The following is a 16,912-nucleotide window of genomic DNA, read 5'->3' as shown; positions in this document are numbered from 1 at the left end:
GGGGCATGACCGACCCCGACCCGCTCGTCGCCTGGCGCCGGTACGCCGACCCGTGCGTGCTGCTCGACGGCTTCCACGCCCTCAAGCACGCGCTGCGCTTCGGTGCGGAGGTCCCCGTGGCCGTCACCGCCGACCGCACGGCGGCGCTGGCCCTCGCCGACGAGCTGGCGCCCGACGTGCGGGACGCCATGGACGCGCTGCTGGCCGAGGTGGAGCGAGAGGCGTACGTCTCCCTGGTGCCGCGCCCGCACCCCACCGCGGTGGCCGCCCTCGCCGTACGGCCCTCGCGGGAGGACGGTCTGCGGGCGCTGGCGCGCACGCCGCGCCGGGCGCCCGTCGTGGTCCTCGACCAGCCGCGCAACCTGGGCAACGCGGGGGCGGTGATCCGGCTGGCCGCCGGGTTCGGCGCGACCGGCGTCGTGACCACCGGCACGCTCGACCCGTGGCATCCCACGGTGGTGCGCGGCGGGGCGGGGCTGCACTTCGCGACCGCCGTGGAGCGGCTGGAGGCGGCCGAGCTGCCGGACGGGCCGCTGTTCGCGCTGGACCCGGAGGGCGAGGACGTCCGCGGGCTGAAGCTGCCGGACGACGCGCTGCTCGCCTTCGGCTCCGAGCGCAGCGGGCTGTCGAGCGAGCTGCGCGCGCGTGCCGACCACCTGGTGGCGCTGCCGATGCGCCCCCAGGTCTCCAGCTACAACCTCGCGACCAGTGTGGCCATGACGCTGTACCACTGGAGCGCCGACGGGGGCGCGGTCCAGGGCCCTTGATCCGGTTTTGCCGGATCGTCCAAACCTGTCTAGGCCTGTCGGCGGACCTCCACCACCCGGAAGCGGTTGGCGACGAACGCCCCGTCGCACAGGGCCGCGTTGGCCGCCGGGTTGCCGCCCGATCCGTGGAAGTCGGAGAAGGCGGCCGTCTGGTTGACGTACACCCCGCCGGTGAGGTTGAGGGAGAGCTGGGCCGCCTCCTCCAGACAGGCCTCCCGCACGGACCGCTCGACCTCCGGGTCGGTCGTGTACGCGCCCACCGTCATCGCGCCCTTCTCGCGGACGCTGTGGCGCAGCAGCTCCACGGCGTGGGCGGCGGAGTCGACGGCGACGGCGAAGGAGACGGGGCCGAAGCACTCACTGGTGTAGGCGGCCTCGTCGTCGGGCTTGGCGCCGTCCAGCTTGACGATCACCGGGGTGCGCACGACCGCGTCCGGGAACTCCGGGTTGGCCACCTCGCGGGAGGCCAGGGCGACCTCGCCGAGTCCGGTGGCGGCCTCCAGGCGGGCCTTGACGTCCGGGTTGACGATGGCGCCCAGCAGCGCGTTCGCGCGGGCGTCGTCGCCGAGGAGGCCGTCGACGGCGCGGGCGAGGTCGGCGGTCACCTCGTCGTAGGACTTGGCGCCCTGGTCGGTGCGGATGCCGTCGCGGGGGATCAGCAGGTTCTGCGGGGTGGTGCACATCTGGCCGCTGTAGAGGGACAGCGAGAAGGCCAGGTTGGCGAGCATCCCCTTGTAGTCGTCGGTCGACTCCACGATCACCGTGTTGACGCCGGCCTTCTCGGTGAAGACCTGAGCCTGGCGGGCGTTGGCCTCCAGCCAGTCGCCGAAGGAGGTGGAGCCGGTGTAGTCGATGATCCGGATCTCGGGGCGGGTCGCCAGGGTCTTGGCGACGCCCTCGCCGGGGCGTTCGGCGGCCAGCGCGACCAGGTTCGGGTCGAAGCCGGCCTCGGTGAGCACGTCGCGGGCGACCTGGACGGTGAGCGCGAGCGGCAGCACCGCGCGGGGGTGGGGCTTGACCAGCACCGCGTTGCCGGTGGCGAGGGAGGCGAACAGGCCCGGGTAGCCGTTCCAGGTCGGGAAGGTGTTGCAGCCGATGACCAGGCCGATGCCGCGCGGGACCGGCGTGAACTGCTTGGTCAGCGCCAGCGGGTCGCGCTTGCCCTGCGGCTTGGTCCACTCGGCCGTGTCGGGCGTGCGGGACTGCTCCGCGTACGCGTACGCGACCGCCTCCAGGCCGCGGTCCTGGGCGTGCGGGCCGCCCGCCTGGAAGGCCATCATGAAGGCTTGCCCGGAGGTGTGCATGACGGCCTGCGCGAACTCCATCGTCCGGTCGGCGATCCGCTTCAGGATCTCCAGGCAGACCATCGCGCGCGCTTCCGCGCCCGCGTCCCGCCAGGCCCGCTGTCCGGCCTTCATGGCGGGCAGCAGCACGTCGAGGTCCACGTGCGGGTACTCCACGCCCAGCTCGATCCCGTACGGGGAGACCTCGCCGCCCACCCAGCCGTCGGTGCCGGGCTGGCCGAGGTCGAGGCGGGTGCCGAGCAGGGCGTCGAAGGCGGCCTTGCCCGCGGCCGCGTCCAGGCTGCCGTTCGCCCCGTAGGCCTTGGGGTGCTCGGGGTGGGGGGACCAGTACGCGCGCGTGCGGATCGTCTCCAGCGCCTGGTCCAGGGTCGGCCGGTGCCGGTCGATCAGCTGGTGCGCGGTGAGTTCGGCGGCCATGCGGGACCAACTCCTCGTCTCTCCCGAACGCGCCGCCGGCTCCGGCGTCGACTTCGGGACCTGGGGGAAACCTGGGCAGAAACAGGCGGACACGGCTAGAGTAACCGAACGATCGGTCGGGACAAGGGGGACCGCCGCATCTGTGGAAAACCCCGTGCGGGAGGATCGCGCACATGACAGCACTCGACCTCAGCAGCCCCGTCGCCGTCGTCGGCACCGGCACCATGGGTCAGGGCATAGCCCAGGTGGCGCTGGTCGCGGGCCATCCCGTACAGCTGTACGACGCCGCTCCCGGGAGGGCCCGTGAAGCCGCCGAAGCGATCGGCGCCCGGCTCGACCGGCTCGTCGAGAAGGAACGCCTCACCGGCGCCGAACGTGACGCCGCCCGCGCCCGGCTCCGGCCCGCGGAGGACCTCGCCGAGCTGGCCGACTGCGCCCTGGTCGTCGAGGCGGTCCTGGAACGGCTGGAGGTCAAACAGGAGCTGTTCCGCGCGCTCGAGGACGTCGTCGGCGACGACTGCCTGCTCGCCACCAACACCTCCTCCCTGTCCGTCACCGCCATCGGCGGCGCGCTCCGCCACTCCGGCCGCTTCGTCGGCCTGCACTTCTTCAACCCCGCGCCGCTGCTGCCGCTGGTGGAGGTGGTCTCCGGGTTCGCCACCGACGTCGCGTCGGCCACGCGCGCGTACGAGACGGCGCGTGCCTGGGGCAAGACCCCGGTCGCCTGCGCCGACACCCCCGGCTTCATCGTCAACCGCATCGCCCGCCCCTTCTACGCCGAGGCCCTCGCGGTGTACGAGGACCAGGGCGCGGACCCGGCCACCATCGACGCCGTGCTGCGCGAGTCAGGCGGCTTCCGGATGGGCGCCTTCGAGCTGACCGACCTCATCGGGCAGGACGTCAACGAGTCCGTCACGCACTCCGTGTGGCAGGCGTTCTTCCAGGACGTGCGGTTCACGCCGTCGCTGGCCCAGCGCCGCCTGGTGGAGTCCGGCCGGCTCGGCCGCAAGAGCGGGCAGGGCTGGTACGACTACCGCGACGGCGCCCAGCGGCCCGAGCCGCACACCGCCGAGCCCGCCGACACGCCCCCGTACGTCGTCGTCGAAGGCGGCCTGGGGCCGGCCGCCGAGCTGGTCGCGATGGTCCGCGAGGCGGGGATCGAGGTGCGCCACGAGGACGAGGACGAGGGCACGCGCTTCGTCCTGCCGAGCGGAGGACAGCTCGTGCTCGCCGACGGCCGGACCTCCGTGGAGTTCCGGGACGTCGTGTACTTCGACCTGGCGCTGGACTACCGCGCGGCGACCCGCGTCGCCCTGTCCGCCGCGCAGTCCACCTCACCGGAGACCGTCGCCCAGGCCACCGGCCTGTTCCAGGCACTCGGCAAGAAGGTCAGCGTCATCGGCGACGTCCCCGGGATGATCGTGGCGCGCACGGTCGCGCGGATCATGGATCTCGCCGTCGAGGCGGTCGCCAAGGGCGTGGCCACCGAGGAGGACGTCGACACCGCGATGCGCCTGGGCGTCAACTACCCGCTCGGCCCGCTGGAGTGGAGCCGCAGGCTCGGCGGTGACTGGGCCTGCGAACTCCTCGACAACCTGCACGAGTGCGCGCCGACGGGCCGGTACGCGCCCTCCCTGGCGCTCTACCGCCACGCGTACGCCTCCGACAAGCAGGAGGGCGGAACCTCATGACCACCGCCAAGCGCGACACCTACACGCCCGAGACGCTGCTGACCGTCGCCGTGCAGGTCTTCATCGAGCGCGGCTACGACGGCACCTCCATGGAGCACCTCTCCAAGGCGGCCGGCATCTCCAAGTCGTCGATCTACCACCACGTCACCGGCAAGGAGGAGCTCCTGCGCCGGGCCGTGAGCCGGGCCCTGGACGAGCTCTTCGGCATCCTCGACGAGGAGCACGCGCGCGTGGGGTCCGCCGCCGAGCGGCTGGAGTACGTCGTGCGGCGCATGGTCGAGGTGCTGATGGCCGAACTGCCGTACGTGACGCTGCTGCTGCGCGTGCGGGGCAACACCGGCACCGAGCGGTGGGCGCTGGAGCGGCGGCGCGAGTTCGACCACCGCGTGGCCGATCTGCTGAAGGCGGCGGCGGCCGAGGGGGACGTGCGATCCGACGTGGAGGTGCGGCTGGCGACCCGCCTGGTCTTCGGCATGATCAACTCCATCGTCGAGTGGTACCGGCCCGACGGTCCCGACGGCCGGGGCGGGAGCGGCGGCGCGGGCGAGCGCGAGGTGGTCGACGCGGTGGCGCGGCTGGTGTTCGGGGGGCTGCGCAAGGCGTCCTGAGGCGGTCACCCGTCCGTGGCCGGTGCGGTCAGCCCTGCGGCTCCAGGTCCTCGGTCTCGAAGACCAGCAGGGTGCGGGTGCTGAGCACCTCCGGGATGGCCTGGAGGCGGGTGAGCACCAGTTCCCGCAGGGCCCGGTTGTCGGGAGTGTGCACCAGGAGCAGGACGTCGAAGTCGCCGCCCACCAGGGCGATGTGGGAGGCCCCGGGGAGCTGTCGTAGCTGTGCCCGCACGGTGCGCCAGGAGTTCTGGACGATCTTCAGGGTGATGTACGCCGACGTGCCGTGCCCCGCGCGTTCGTGGTCGACGCGGGCGCCGAAGCCGCGGATGACGCCGTCCTCGACGAGCCGGTTGATGCGGGCGTAGGCGTTGGCGCGGGAGACGTGGACCCGTTCGGCGACCGAGCGTATCGAGGCGCGGCCGTCCGCCTGGAGCATGCGCAGGATGTCGTGATCGATGGCGTCCAGCGGGCGCGGGGGCGGCGGGGTGCCGGGCTCCTCCGGGCCGCCTGCGTCGTCCGGGCGTTCGGCCATTCGTTCAGATGCCATGTCCCCCCGCCTTCCTACGATGGACGTACTGCGTCCATCTCAGGCTGTGGAGAACCGTTTGTCCACAGCCTGGGGTCGCCTGTAGCCAAAATGTGCCGACGACCGAACAATCGGTAGGTGAGGCCCGTCACGCCCGTGGCGAGCCCACAGCCGCTCCCACGAGGAGGTGCCGTCATGACGGTCATGGAGCAGCGGGGCGCGTACCGGCCCACACCGCCGCCCGCCTGGCAGCCCCGAACCGACCCCGCGCCGCTGCTGCCCGACGCGGAGCCGTTCCGCGTCCTCGGCACGCAGGCCGCCGAGCAGACCGACCCCGAGCTGCTGCGCACGCTGTACGCCCGACTGGTCCACGGCCGCCGCTACAACGCGCAGGCCACGGCGCTGACCAAGCAGGGCCGACTGGCCGTCTACCCCTCCAGCACCGGCCAGGAGGCATGCGAGGTCGCCGCCGCGCTGGCCCTCGAGGAGCGCGACTGGCTCTTCCCCAGCTACCGCGACACCCTCGCCGTCGTCGCCCGCGGCGTCGACCCCGTCGAGGCGCTCACCCTGCTGCGCGGCGACTGGCACACCGGCTACGACCCCTACGAGCACCGGGTCGCGCCCCTGTCCACCCCGCTCGCCACCCAGCTGCCGCACGCCGTGGGCCTCGCGCACGCCGCCCGGCTCAAGGGCGACGACGTGGTCGCCCTCGCCATGGTCGGTGACGGCGGCACCAGCGAGGGCGACTTCCACGAGGCGCTGAACTTCGCCGCCGTCTGGCAGGCGCCGGTCGTCTTCCTCGTGCAGAACAACGGCTTCGCGATCTCCGTCCCGCTCGCCAAGCAGACCGCCGCACCGTCGCTGGCCCACAAGGCCGTCGGCTACGGGATGCCCGGCCGCCTGGTCGACGGCAACGACGCCGCCGCCGTGCACCAGGTCCTGTCCGACGCCGTGCGGCACGCGCGCGGGGGCGGCGGCCCCACGCTGGTCGAGGCGATCACGTACCGCGTGGAGGCCCACACCAACGCGGACGACGCGACGCGCTACCGGGGCGACGCCGAGGTCGAGACCTGGCGCCGGCACGATCCGGTCGAACTGCTGGAGCGGGAGCTGACCGAGCGGGGGCTGCTCGACGACGAAGGCATCGCGGCCGCCCGCGAGGACGCCGAGGCCATGGCCGCCGACCTGCGCGCCCGCATGAACCAGGACCCGCCGCTCGACCCGATGGACCTGTTCGCCCACGTCTACGCCGAGCCCACGCCACAGCTCCGTGAGCAGCGGGAGATGCTGCGGGCGGAGCTGGCGGCGGAGGCGGAAGCGGAGGCCGGGACCGGCTCCGCGTCCGGGGCGACCGAAGGGGGACACCGATGACCACGGTCGCCGTCAAGCCGGCCACCATGGCGCAGGCCCTCACCCGCGCCCTGCGCGACGCCATGGCCGCCGACCCGAGCGTGCACGTCCTCGGCGAGGACGTGGGCACCCTCGGCGGCGTCTTCCGGGTCACCGACGGCCTCGCGAAGGAGTTCGGCGAGGACCGCTGCACGGACACCCCGCTCGCCGAGGCCGGCATCCTCGGCACCGCCGTCGGCATGGCGATGTACGGGCTGCGCCCGGTCGTGGAGATGCAGTTCGACGCCTTCGCCTACCCGGCGTTCGAGCAGGTCGTCAGCCACGTCACCAAGATGCGCAACCGCACGCGCGGCAGGACGCCCCTGCCGATCACCATCCGCGTCCCCTACGGAGGCGGCATCGGCGGTGTCGAGCACCACAGCGACTCGTCCGAGGCGTACTACATGGCGACTCCGGGGCTCCATGTCGTCACGCCCGCGACCGTCGCCGACGCCTACGGGCTGCTGCGCGAGTCCATCGCCTCCGACGACCCGGTGGTCTTCCTCGAACCCAAGCGCCTGTACTGGTCGAAGGACGCCTGGAACCCCGAGGAGCCGACGCCCGTTGAACCGACAGGCCGCGCGGTGGTGCGGCGCCCCGGCCGGAGCGCCACACTCATCACGTACGGTCCGTCGCTGGCCGTCTGCATGGAGGCGGCCGAGGCGGGCCGGGCCGAGGGCTGGGACCTCGAAGTCGTCGATCTGCGCTCCCTGGTGCCGTTCGACGACGAGACGGTGTGCGCTTCGGTGCGGCGGACGGGACGCGCGGTCGTCGTCCACGAGTCGGGTTCCTTCGGGGGCCCGGGCGGGGAGATCGCGGCCCGGGTCACGGAGCGCTGCTTCCACCACCTGGAGGCGCCGGTGCTGCGCGTCGCCGGGTTCGACATCCCGTACCCGCCGCCGATGCTGGAGCGTCACCACCTGCCCGGTGTGGACCGGATCCTGGACGCCGTGGGGCGACTGCAGTGGGAGGCCGAAAGCTGATGGCACAGGTGCTGGAGTTCAAGCTCCCCGACCTCGGTGAGGGGCTCACTGAGGCGGAGATCGTGCGCTGGATGGTCGAGGTCGGTGACGTCGTCGCCGTCGACCAGCCGGTCGTCGAGGTCGAGACGGCCAAGGCGATGGTCGAGGTGCCCTGCCCCTATGGCGGCGTGGTCACCGCCCGCTTCGGCGAGCAGGGCGCGGAGCTGCCGGTCGGGGCGCCGCTGCTGACGGTGGCGGTGGGCGAGGGGGCCGACGGCCACCGCCCGGCGGGGGACCCGGGCACCGGTGGCGGTGCGGTGCGGGCGCCGCGGGCCGAGGAGACCGGCGAGGAGAAGACGTCCGAGGGCTCGGGCAACGTCCTGGTCGGTTACGGCACCTCGGAGGCGCCCGCCCGTCGGCGCCGGGTACGGCCGGAGCGACGGGCGTCCGGGGTGGCGCCGGGTGCCGGGGCGGCCGGTGCGGTGGTGTCCGGGCGGTCCAACGGCCGGGCGCGTGCCGCCGAGCCGGTGGACGGGCCGGTCCCCGTGATCTCCCCGCTGGTGCGCAGGCTCGCCCGGCAGCACGACCTGGATCTGCGCGAGCTGACCGGCTCCGGGCCGGACGGACTGATCCTGCGGGCGGACGTGGAGTACGCCCTGCGTGCCGCCGCGGCCCAGGGGGGCCGTACCGCGGCACCGGAGGCCGGCCCGCACCCGGCCGGGCCGGTCCGGGAGGACGCCGCCGCGGGCGCCGTGGGCACTGTGTCGTCGACGGTGTCGCCGGGCGGCGTCCGCACCCCGCTCAAGGGCGTGCGCGGCGCCGTCGCCGACAAGCTCTCCCGCAGCCGGCGCGAGATCCCGGACGCCACCTGCTGGGTGGACGCGGACGCGACGGAGCTGATGCGGGCGCGGGCCGCGATGAACGCGGCCGGTGGTCCGAAGATCTCCCTCGTCGCCCTCCTGGCCCGGATCTGCACGGCCGCCCTGGCCCGCTTCCCCGAGCTGAACTCCACGGTCGACACCCAGGCCCGTGAGGTCGTCCAGTACGACCACGTCAACCTCGGCTTCGCCGCGCAGACGGACCGGGGACTGGTCGTGCCGGTCGTGCGGGACGCGCACGCGCGGGACGCCGAGGGGCTGACCGCGGAGTTCGCCCGGCTGACCGAAGCCGCCCGCGCGGGTCGTCTGACCCCCGGCGAACTGACCGGCGGGACCTTCACGTTGAACAACTACGGAGTCTTCGGGGTCGACGGCTCCACGCCGATCGTCAACCACCCCGAGGCGGCCATGCTCGGTGTCGGCCGCATAGCCCCCAAGCCCTGGGTTCACGAGGACGAGTTGGCGGTGCGTCAGGTCGTGCAGCTGTCGCTGACCTTCGATCACCGGGTGTGCGACGGCGGCACGGCCGGCGGTTTCCTGCGGTACGTGGCGGACTGCGTGGAACAGCCGGCGGTGCTGTTGCGGACGTTGTGACAGTTGGGGCTGCGGGGTCGGCAGTGGTGTCGGTGCGCACACTCTGATTGCGCGGGCTCCCCCGCGTTCCCTGTGATCGCGCCGGGACGCATACTCGGGGGGTGACCGCGTATGAAGCTTCCGGCGCCCCCGGCGCCGGCACCGACCCCGCGCCGGACCCGGACCCCTCCGGGTACGACGCCGTCGTGCTCGCGGGCGGGGCCGCCCGGCGGCTCGGCGGTGCCGACAAACCCGGCCTGCGCGTGGGCGGCCGCGCGCTCCTGGACCGGGTGCTCGCAGCCTGCGCCGGAGCGCGGACCACCGTCGTCGTGGCCTCCCCACGGCCCACCGCGCGCCCGGTGACCTGGGCGCGCGAGGACCCGCCCGGCGGCGGCCCCCTGGCCGCGCTCGCCGCCGGACTCGGGCACACCACGGCCGAGCACGTCGTGGTCCTCTCCGCCGACCTCCCGTTCCTGGCCGGGCCCACCGTCGGCCGCCTGCTGTCGGCCCTGGCCGCGAGTGACGCCGACGGTGCGCTGCTCGCCGACGCCGACGGACGCGACCAGCCTCTCGTCGCCGCCTACCGCGCTTCCGCGCTCCGCCGCGAACTGGCCGCGCTCACCCGGGACGGGGCAGGCGGGACAGGCCGCGGGGACCTCACCGGGCTGCCCCTGCGCCGGCTGACCGGCGCGCTCCGCCTCACCCGTGTCCCCGACGCCGTCGCCTCCTTCGACTGCGACACCTGGGAAGACATCGCCACCGCAAGGGCACGCATCAGGGAGCATGGTCACGTGTTGGATGAATGGATCTCCGCAGCCAAGGACGAGTTGGGCATCGACCTCGATGTCGACACCGGCCTCCTGCTCGACCTCGCCCGGGACGCCGCCCATGGGGTGGCCAGGCCCGCGGCCCCGCTGACCACCTTCCTCGTCGGCTACGCGGCAGGACGGGCCGGGGGCGGTCCCGAGGCCGTGACCGAGACCGCCCGCAAGGCGGCCGCCCTCGCCCGGCGCTGGGCGGAGGAGACCGCAGACGCCGACTCCCCGGCCGCCGGCAACCCGGCGGGCAAGCCCGACGTGGCTCCCGACGCCACCCCCGACACCCGCCCGGACGCCTGATGACCTCCCCCGGCACCCGGGCCGGCGAGAAAGCGGATGACTTCGACGTCGAGGAGGCACTGGCCCTCGTGAACGAGAACCCCGGTCCTCCCTCCGGCACACCCGACGGACGGGCAACCCACGCGGGCGCCTCATCCCACGACGACGCTCGTCACCACCGCGGCCCGAACCACCAAGGCGCCACCCACCGCCACGGCGACTCCCGCCACCGCGCGACCCTCTGGCCCGAGGCCCGGACGACCGCCGAGCGGGCGGCCCGCGCCGCCGTCCGTGCCGCCCGCCGCGCTCCCGTCTCCGCGCCCCTCGACGCGGCCCTCGGACTCACCCTGGCGGCGCCGCTGGCCGCCCTGACCGACCTGCCCCCGTTCGACACCTCCGCGATGGACGGCTGGGCCGTCTCCGGCCCCGCCCCGTGGTCGGTGCGCGACGAAGGCGTCCTGGCCGGACACGCGGCACCCGCGCCGCTGACAGACGGAGAGGCCGCCCGCATCGCCACCGGCGCCCGCATCCCAGCGGAGACCACCGTGGTCCTGCGCACCGAGCACGGCCGCACCGACGAGCGGAACCGTCTGCACCCCACCCGGAAGGTCGTCCACGGCCAGGACATTCGCCCCCGTGGACAGGAATGCCGCAGTGGTGATCAGCTGCTGCCCGTGGGCACCCTGGTGACCCCGGCCGTACTGGGCCTCGCGGCAGCCGCCGGGTACGACACCCTCACCGTGGTCCCCCGCCCCCGCGTCGATGTCCTCGTCCTCGGCGACGAACTGCTCACCGCGGGACTGCCGCACGACGGCCTCATCCGGGACGCGCTCGGCCCGATGCTGCCGCCCTGGCTGCGTGCCCTGGGCGCCGAGGTCCGCGCGGTCTGCCGGATCGGCGACGACGCGCAGGCCCTGCACCGCGCCGTCGCGTCCTCCGACGCCGACCTGGTGGTCACCACCGGCGGAACCGCTGCGGGCCCCGTCGACCACGTCCACCCGGTGCTGACCCGCATCGGCGCCGAACTGCTCGTGGACGGCGTCAAGGTGCGCCCCGGGCACCCCATGCTGCTGGCCCGCCTCAAGGACGACCAGCACCTCGTCGGCCTCCCCGGCAACCCCCTCGCCGCGGTCTCCGGACTGCTCACCCTCGCCGAGCCGCTGTTGCGTACCCTCGCAGCCCGCCCGGCACCCGAGCCCTGCACGCTGCAGCTGCGGGACGCCGTGCACGGGCACCCGCACGACACCCGGCTCGTCCCCGTGGTCCTGCGCGGTGACCGCGCCGTGCCGCTGCGCTACAACGGTCCGGCCATGCTGCGCGGTATCGCTGCCGCCGACGCCCTGGCCGTCGTACCCCCGGGCGGTGCGCGGCCCGGCCAGGAGGCCGAGCTGCTCGACCTGCCCTGGACCACCGGCGGAATCGGAGTGTGTTTCACGTGAAACTTCCGGGCCAGGACGCGATCGCCCGCCAGGCGGACGAACACCTCGTGACCCATCGGGTGAAACTCCCGCGGAAGCTGGTCGAGCACCCGATCCGCCAGGTCGGCAAACGGCTGTCCCTGGCCTTGGTGGTCCTGCTGGCGACAGCCGTCATCGTCTACGCCGACGCCGACGGCTACACCGACAACTCCGACGGTTCCGTCGACCTCCTCGACGCCTTCTACTACGCCACCGTCACCCTCTCCACCACGGGCTACGGCGACATCACACCCGTCAGTGACGCCGCCCGGCTGACCAACATCTTCGTCATCACGCCCCTGCGCGTGCTGTTCCTGATCATCCTGGTCGGCACCACCCTCGAAGCCCTCACCGAGCGCACTCGGGAGGAGTGGCGCCTGAACCGCTGGAGGTCCACCTTGCGTGATCACACCGTCGTCGTCGGTTTCGGTACCAAGGGACGGTCGGCGATCCAGACCGTCTGCGCGACCGGGCTGCGCAAGGAGCAGGTCGTGGTGGTCGACCCCAGCGGAAAGGCCATCGAGGCCGCCACGGCGCACGGCTACGCGGGTGTGGTCGGTGACGCCACGCGCAGCGACGTGCTGAACCGGGCCGAGTTGTACCGGGCGAAGCAGATCATCATCGCCACCCAGCGCGACGACACGGCCGTGCTGGTCACGCTGACGGCTCGGCAGCTCAACCGCGGCGCGAAGATCGTGGTCGCGGTCCGCGAGGAGGAGAACGCGCCGCTGCTCAAGCAGTCCGGCGCCGACGCCGTGATCACCAGTGCCAGTGCCGCGGGCCGCCTGCTCGGCCTCTCGGTGCTCAGCCCCGCCGCCGGCATGGTGATGGAGGACCTGATCAGCCAGGGCAGCGGACTCGACCTCATCGAACGGCCGGTCATAAAATCCGAGGCGGGCAGGAAACCGCGTGAGGTGGGCGACCTGGTGGTCAGTGTCCTGCGCGGACACCGGGTGCTCGGTTACGACGATCCGGCCGTCGGTGAGCTGCAGTTGACGGACCGCCTGATCACGATCGTGCGGGCGACCCCGGCGACCCACGTGGCCCCGGACGCCCGCCCGCTGCCCCGCGACTGACGGCACCGAACGAACGGAGCGCCCCGAGAGCCGCACGGCTCACGGGGCGCCGACGTCGTCACGGCCGGGTTACTTGCGGTTGTACAGCCGCATGGTGACGGGGCCGAAGACGAGGAGGAGGGCGCCGGCCCAGCCCAGTGTCCAGGCGATCTCGCCGCCGGGCCACTCGCCCGCCATCAGCCCGCGCACCGAGGACGCCAGGTGGGTGATCGGGCTGTTGTTGACGAACGCCTGCAGCCAGCCCGGCATGGTCTTCGGGTCGACGAAGACGTTGGACAGGAAGGTGAGCGGGAAGATCACCATCATGCTGACGCTCATCACCGACTTCTCGGTGCGCAGCATCAGCCCGAACATCGTCCAGATCCACGAGAACGCGAACGAGAACAGCAGCAGCAGCGCGATCCCGGCGACCGCACCGCCGAAGCCGCCGTCCGGCCGGTAGCCGAGGACCAGCCCCACGACGAGCATGACCACGGACGCGATCGTGTAGCGCAGCGCGTCGCCGAGCAGGTAGCCGATCATCGCCGAGGGCCGCCAGATGGGCAGCGAGCGGAAGCGGTCGAAGACGCCCTTCTCGATGTCGATGTTGACCGAGACCCCGGTGTACATCGTGATCATCACGACGGACATCACGAGGATGCCCGGCAGCACGAACTGGATGTAGTCGCTCGGCGAACCCGCCAGTGCACCGCCGAAGAGGTACGTGAACATCAGCAGGTTCATGATCGGGAAGGCGGTGACGTCGAAGAGCTGCTCCGGCACGTGCTTGATCTTGAGGATCGCGCGCCAGCCGAACGTCAGCGACGTCGACAGGGCGCTGGGCCGCGCCGGCCGTTCCTTGGCGACCAGCAGGGCGGCCAGCGACTCGGTGCTGACCGCGGAGAGCTCCTTGCTCCCGGTACTCGTGGCCGTGCTCATGCCGCCACCTCGTCCTTCGTGTCCGTGTCGGGTCCGGTACCGGTGGCGTCACCGGTGGCCTGGCCGGTGTCGTGCCCGGTCAGCGCCAGGAAGACCTCGTCGAGGCTGGGCTGTCCCAGGGAGAAGCTGTCGACGGTGATGCCGGCCCGGGCCAGCTCGCCGAGGGCCTTGGCGGCATGGTCGGCGGCCGTGTCGCTCGCCGCCGCCGCGAGCCGCGCGGTCAGCGCGACCGGGTCGGGTTCCAGCTGCACCTCGGCGGTCAGCAGGTCCCGCAGCAGCCGCTCGGCCTCGGGCCGCTGGTCCGCGTTCCGCAGCCGCAGATGCACGGAGCCGGCCCCGACGGACGCCTTCAGCTCGCCCTTGGTGCCCTCGGCGATCACCCGGCCCTTGTCGATGACGGCGATCCGGGAGGCGAGCTGGTCGGCCTCGTCCAGGTACTGCGTGGTCAGCAGCACGGTCGTGCCCTGGGCGACGACCGCGCGCACGATGTCCCACACCTGGTTGCGGCTGCGCGGGTCGAGGCCGGTGGTCGGCTCGTCGAGGAAGAGCAGGTCAGGCGTGTTGAGGATGGAGGCGGCGATGTCGATGCGCCGCCGCATGCCGCCGGAGTAGTGCTTGACCTGCTTGGCCGCCGCGTCCGTCAGCCCGAAGGCCTCCAGCAGCTGCTCGCCCCGCTGCCGCGCGGCCGTCTTGCCGTGTCCGAGGAGCCGGCCCAGCAGGACCAGGTTCTCGGTGCCCGTGAGGTCCTCGTCGACGGACGCGTACTGCCCGGTGAGGCTCACCCGGCTGCGCACCTCGTCCGCCTCGCGCACGACGTCGTGACCGAAGACGTGGGCCTGGCCGCCGTCCGGCCGCAGCAGGGTGGCGAGCATCTTCACCGTGGTTGTCTTGCCGGCGCCGTTCGGCCCGAGGACGCCGTAGACCGTGCCGGCGGGCACCGCGAGATCGACGCCGTCCACGGCCCGGGTCTCACCGAACGTCTTCACCAGCCCCGCGGTCTCGATCGCGAGTCCGGACGTGTGCGTGCTCATGCTCCGTGGTCCTTCCGCGTTCTTCGGCTACGCGCTCCTGCGCCGCACCCTCTGCGCGTTCTCGGGCTACGCATGGGGAGACCTTTACCCTCGCGCAAACTCATCGGTCGCGCACGAGGTTTTCGGGCGAACGGTCCCAAAGTCCCAGGGCGCCCCGGACGTGAGGCGGAGAACGTCCGGGACGGAAGGCCGATACCCGGGCCTGGCCCCGCCACCGGCACCCGGGCCCGCGCCCTGCACCCGGGCCCGGACCCTGCGACCCGCACCCGAAAGCCGTGCCCCGGCCCGTGACCGGTGTCCCGGAACCCGACGACCCGCGACCCGGGCCCGGGTGGGGGCCCGGTCCGGAACCGGGGAGTAGCGTCGCCCTCATGCATGCGATCACGATTTCCGAACCCGGAGGCCCCGAGGCGCTGACCTGGGCCGAGGTCCCCGATCCGGTGCCCGGCGAGGGCGAGGTCCTGGTCGAGGTGACGGCCAGTGCCGTCAACCGCGCCGACATCATGCAGCGCCAGGGCTTCTACGACCCCCCGCCGGGCGCCTCCCCCTACCCCGGCCTGGAGTGTTCCGGGCGCGTCGCCGCCCTCGGTCCCGGCGTGTCCGGCTGGTCCGTCGGCGACGAGGTGTGCGCGCTGCTCGCGGGCGGCGGTTACGCCGAGAAGGTCGCCGTCCCGGCAGGCCAGCTGCTGCCGGTGCCGGAGGGCGTCGGTCTCAAGGAGGCGGCGGCGCTGCCCGAGGTGGTCTGCACCGTCTGGTCGAACGTCTTCATGGTGGCCCACCTCCGCCCGGGGGAGACGCTGCTGGTGCACGGCGGCTCGAGCGGAATCGGCACCATGGCGATCCAGCTGGCCAAGGCCGTCGGCGCGAAGGTCGCCGTGACGGCGGGCACCGAGGAGAAGCTGGAGCGCTGCGCCGAACTGGGCGCCGACATCCTGATCAACTACCGGGAGCAGGACTTCGTCGCCGAGGTGAAGGACGCCACCGGTGGCGCGGGCGCCGACGTCATCCTCGACAACATGGGCGCCAAGTACCTGGACCGCAACGTCCAGGCGCTCGCCGTCAACGGCCGGCTCGCGATCATCGGCATGCAGGGCGGCCGGAAGGGCGAACTGAACATCGGCGCCCTCCTCGCCAAGCGCGCGGCCGTCAGCGCGACCTCGCTGCGCGCCCGTCCCCCGGAGGAGAAGGCGGCCATCGTCGCGGCCGTCCGCGAACACGTCTGGCCGCTGCTGGCCGGCTGTCACGTCCGCCCGGTCGTCGACCGCGAGCTGCCGATGAGCGACGCCCCCGAAGCCCACCGGGTCGTGGAGGAGAGCGGCCACATCGGAAAGGTCCTGTTGGTCACCTCGTAGCGTCTGCGGCTCAGCCGCGCCGCAGGCGCAGGCCGACGAAGGCCAGGGCCAGCCCCAGGCCGACCAGGACCAGCCCGGCGCCCAGGGGCAGGACCTGCGGTGCGTTCCCGGCGGCCTGCTCGGCGTGCGTACCGGTCCGCCCACGGGACGGGGCCGCGGAGGAGGCCGGGGCGGCCTCGCCGGACGGGACGGCGACGGCCGCGTCGTCGGCCGGGCCCCCGTCCTCGTCCTCCGCGGGGTGGCGCGTGCTCTCGTCCGCGTCGTCCCGCTCCGGTTCCGGTTCCGGTTCCGCGGGCCGCCCGGGCCGCTGCCGTCCCTCACCCGGCCGGCTCCCCGCCCGGGACGGCTCCGCGGCGGCCGAGGCGGCGTCGGACGCCGAGGACGAGGGAGAGGGCGACGCGGAACCGCGCGCCGCGCTGCCCGCCGGGCCCGTAGTCGGCCGGCCGCCGGGCCGGGTCTCGTCGGCGGCCCCGGCGTCCGGACCCCCGGGGCCGTCGTGACCGTTCTGCCCAGGGGGACGCGCGTGGCCCCCGGACCCATCGTCCCTGGGTCCTTCATCCCTGGGTCCGTCACCGTCGTGCCCTTCGGACCCGTCGTGCCCTTCGGCCCCGTCGTGCCCCTCGGACCCGTCCGGCTCGGAAGCCCGCCCCCAGGCGGCGTCCGGCACCGGAGGAGCCGGCGCCACGGCGGCTCCCACCATCGCGGACCCGGCGCCGTAAGCCGGTCCGGCCCCGGGCGGCGACAGCAGCGCCCCCACCCCCAGTACGCCCACCAGCCCCGTCGCTCGCAGGGTGCGCAGCCATGGAGTCACGCCCGTGATCCCCTCCCGGTGATGACCGGTCGCAGTAATCGCCAGTCGCGGAAAT

General features: G+C 73.5%; 15 protein-coding genes. 10 read left to right on the top strand and 5 right to left on the bottom strand.

All coding sequences use genetic code 11. The annotated features are described in order from the left end of the window. Positions 1-5 precede the first annotated feature (5 nt). Positions 6-767, top strand: a complete 762-nt coding sequence (locus IE142_RS32775; protein WP_191889099.1) for a TrmH family RNA methyltransferase — start codon at positions 6-8, stop codon at positions 765-767. Positions 768-796: 29 nt separating this feature from the next. On the opposite strand, the gene paaN is transcribed toward IE142_RS32775, so the two are convergent. Beyond that, positions 797-2,488, bottom strand: coding sequence for a phenylacetic acid degradation protein PaaN (paaN, locus tag IE142_RS32770; RefSeq protein WP_191889098.1), 1,692 nt, complete (start codon positions 2,486-2,488; stop codon positions 797-799). Positions 2,489-2,661: 173 nt separating this feature from the next. Here paaN and IE142_RS32765 point away from each other — a divergent pair, with 173 nt between their 5' ends. Next, positions 2,662-4,179 (top strand): 3-hydroxyacyl-CoA dehydrogenase, encoded by a 1,518-nt coding sequence (locus IE142_RS32765; RefSeq protein WP_191889097.1) that lies wholly within the window; start codon positions 2,662-2,664, stop codon positions 4,177-4,179. Further along, complete coding sequence (locus IE142_RS32760; protein ID WP_191889096.1) at positions 4,176-4,787, top strand: TetR/AcrR family transcriptional regulator; 612 nt, start codon at positions 4,176-4,178, stop codon at positions 4,785-4,787. The genes IE142_RS32765 and IE142_RS32760 overlap by 4 nt, the downstream gene beginning before the upstream one ends. Before the next feature lie 28 nt (positions 4,788-4,815). Here the strand turns inward: IE142_RS32760 and IE142_RS32755 are convergent, their stop codons facing one another. Then, positions 4,816-5,319, bottom strand: a complete 504-nt coding sequence (locus IE142_RS32755; RefSeq protein ID WP_191889113.1) for an Lrp/AsnC family transcriptional regulator — start codon at positions 5,317-5,319, stop codon at positions 4,816-4,818. A 189-nt stretch (positions 5,320-5,508) separates the two neighbouring features. Between IE142_RS32755 and pdhA the strand changes: the two genes are divergently transcribed. The 6 genes from pdhA to IE142_RS32725 all read left to right on the top strand — a co-directional run bounded on the left by pdhA (position 5,509) and on the right by IE142_RS32725 (position 12,745). After that, on the top strand, positions 5,509-6,684 hold the full coding sequence (pdhA, locus tag IE142_RS32750) for a pyruvate dehydrogenase (acetyl-transferring) E1 component subunit alpha (RefSeq protein WP_191889095.1): 1,176 nt from the start codon (positions 5,509-5,511) through the stop codon (positions 6,682-6,684). After that, positions 6,681-7,685, top strand: coding sequence for an alpha-ketoacid dehydrogenase subunit beta (locus IE142_RS32745; protein ID WP_043376770.1), 1,005 nt, complete (start codon positions 6,681-6,683; stop codon positions 7,683-7,685). The genes pdhA and IE142_RS32745 overlap by 4 nt, the downstream gene beginning before the upstream one ends. Continuing rightward, on the top strand, positions 7,685-9,136 hold the full coding sequence (locus IE142_RS32740; protein WP_191889094.1) for a dihydrolipoamide acetyltransferase family protein: 1,452 nt from the start codon (positions 7,685-7,687) through the stop codon (positions 9,134-9,136). Before IE142_RS32745 ends, IE142_RS32740 begins: the two co-directional genes overlap by 1 nt. 101 nt (positions 9,137-9,237) lie before the next feature. After that, entirely contained in the window at positions 9,238-10,233 is a 996-nt protein-coding gene (locus IE142_RS32735) for an NTP transferase domain-containing protein (RefSeq protein ID WP_191889093.1), read from the top strand. Further along, positions 10,233-11,651 carry a molybdopterin molybdotransferase MoeA gene (locus tag IE142_RS32730; RefSeq protein ID WP_191889092.1) on the top strand — a complete coding sequence of 473 codons (1,419 nt, stop codon included), beginning with the start codon at positions 10,233-10,235 and terminating at the stop codon, positions 11,649-11,651. Before IE142_RS32735 ends, IE142_RS32730 begins: the two co-directional genes overlap by 1 nt. Continuing rightward, the gene (locus IE142_RS32725; protein WP_043371383.1) at positions 11,648-12,745 is read left to right on the top strand and encodes a potassium channel family protein; all 1,098 of its coding nucleotides are present in this window, start codon (positions 11,648-11,650) and stop codon (positions 12,743-12,745) included. Before IE142_RS32730 ends, IE142_RS32725 begins: the two co-directional genes overlap by 4 nt. Positions 12,746-12,814: 69 nt before the next feature. On the opposite strand, the gene IE142_RS32720 is transcribed toward IE142_RS32725, so the two are convergent. After that, positions 12,815-13,663 carry an ABC transporter permease gene (locus IE142_RS32720; protein ID WP_191889091.1) on the bottom strand — a complete coding sequence of 283 codons (849 nt, stop codon included), beginning with the start codon at positions 13,661-13,663 and terminating at the stop codon, positions 12,815-12,817. Next, positions 13,660-14,694: an ATP-binding cassette domain-containing protein gene (locus IE142_RS32715; protein WP_191889090.1), complete on the bottom strand. Its 1,035-nt coding sequence runs from the start codon at positions 14,692-14,694 to the stop codon at positions 13,660-13,662. The genes IE142_RS32720 and IE142_RS32715 overlap by 4 nt, the downstream gene beginning before the upstream one ends. A 371-nt stretch (positions 14,695-15,065) precedes the next feature. On the opposite strand from IE142_RS32715, the gene IE142_RS32710 reads away from it, so the two are divergent. Continuing rightward, entirely contained in the window at positions 15,066-16,046 is a 981-nt protein-coding gene (locus IE142_RS32710; protein WP_191889089.1) for an NAD(P)H-quinone oxidoreductase, read from the top strand. Positions 16,047-16,056: 10 nt separating this feature from the next. Here the strand turns inward: IE142_RS32710 and IE142_RS32705 are convergent, their stop codons facing one another. Further along, complete coding sequence (locus IE142_RS32705) at positions 16,057-16,857, bottom strand: hypothetical protein (RefSeq protein ID WP_191889088.1); 801 nt, start codon at positions 16,855-16,857, stop codon at positions 16,057-16,059. Positions 16,858-16,912 lie beyond the last annotated feature (55 nt).

Source organism: Streptomyces mutabilis (assembly GCF_014649815.1).
Taxonomy (GTDB): Bacteria; Actinomycetota; Actinomycetes; order Streptomycetales; family Streptomycetaceae; genus Streptomyces; species Streptomyces mutabilis.
This window is presented reverse-complemented; position numbering and strand designations above follow the sequence as displayed.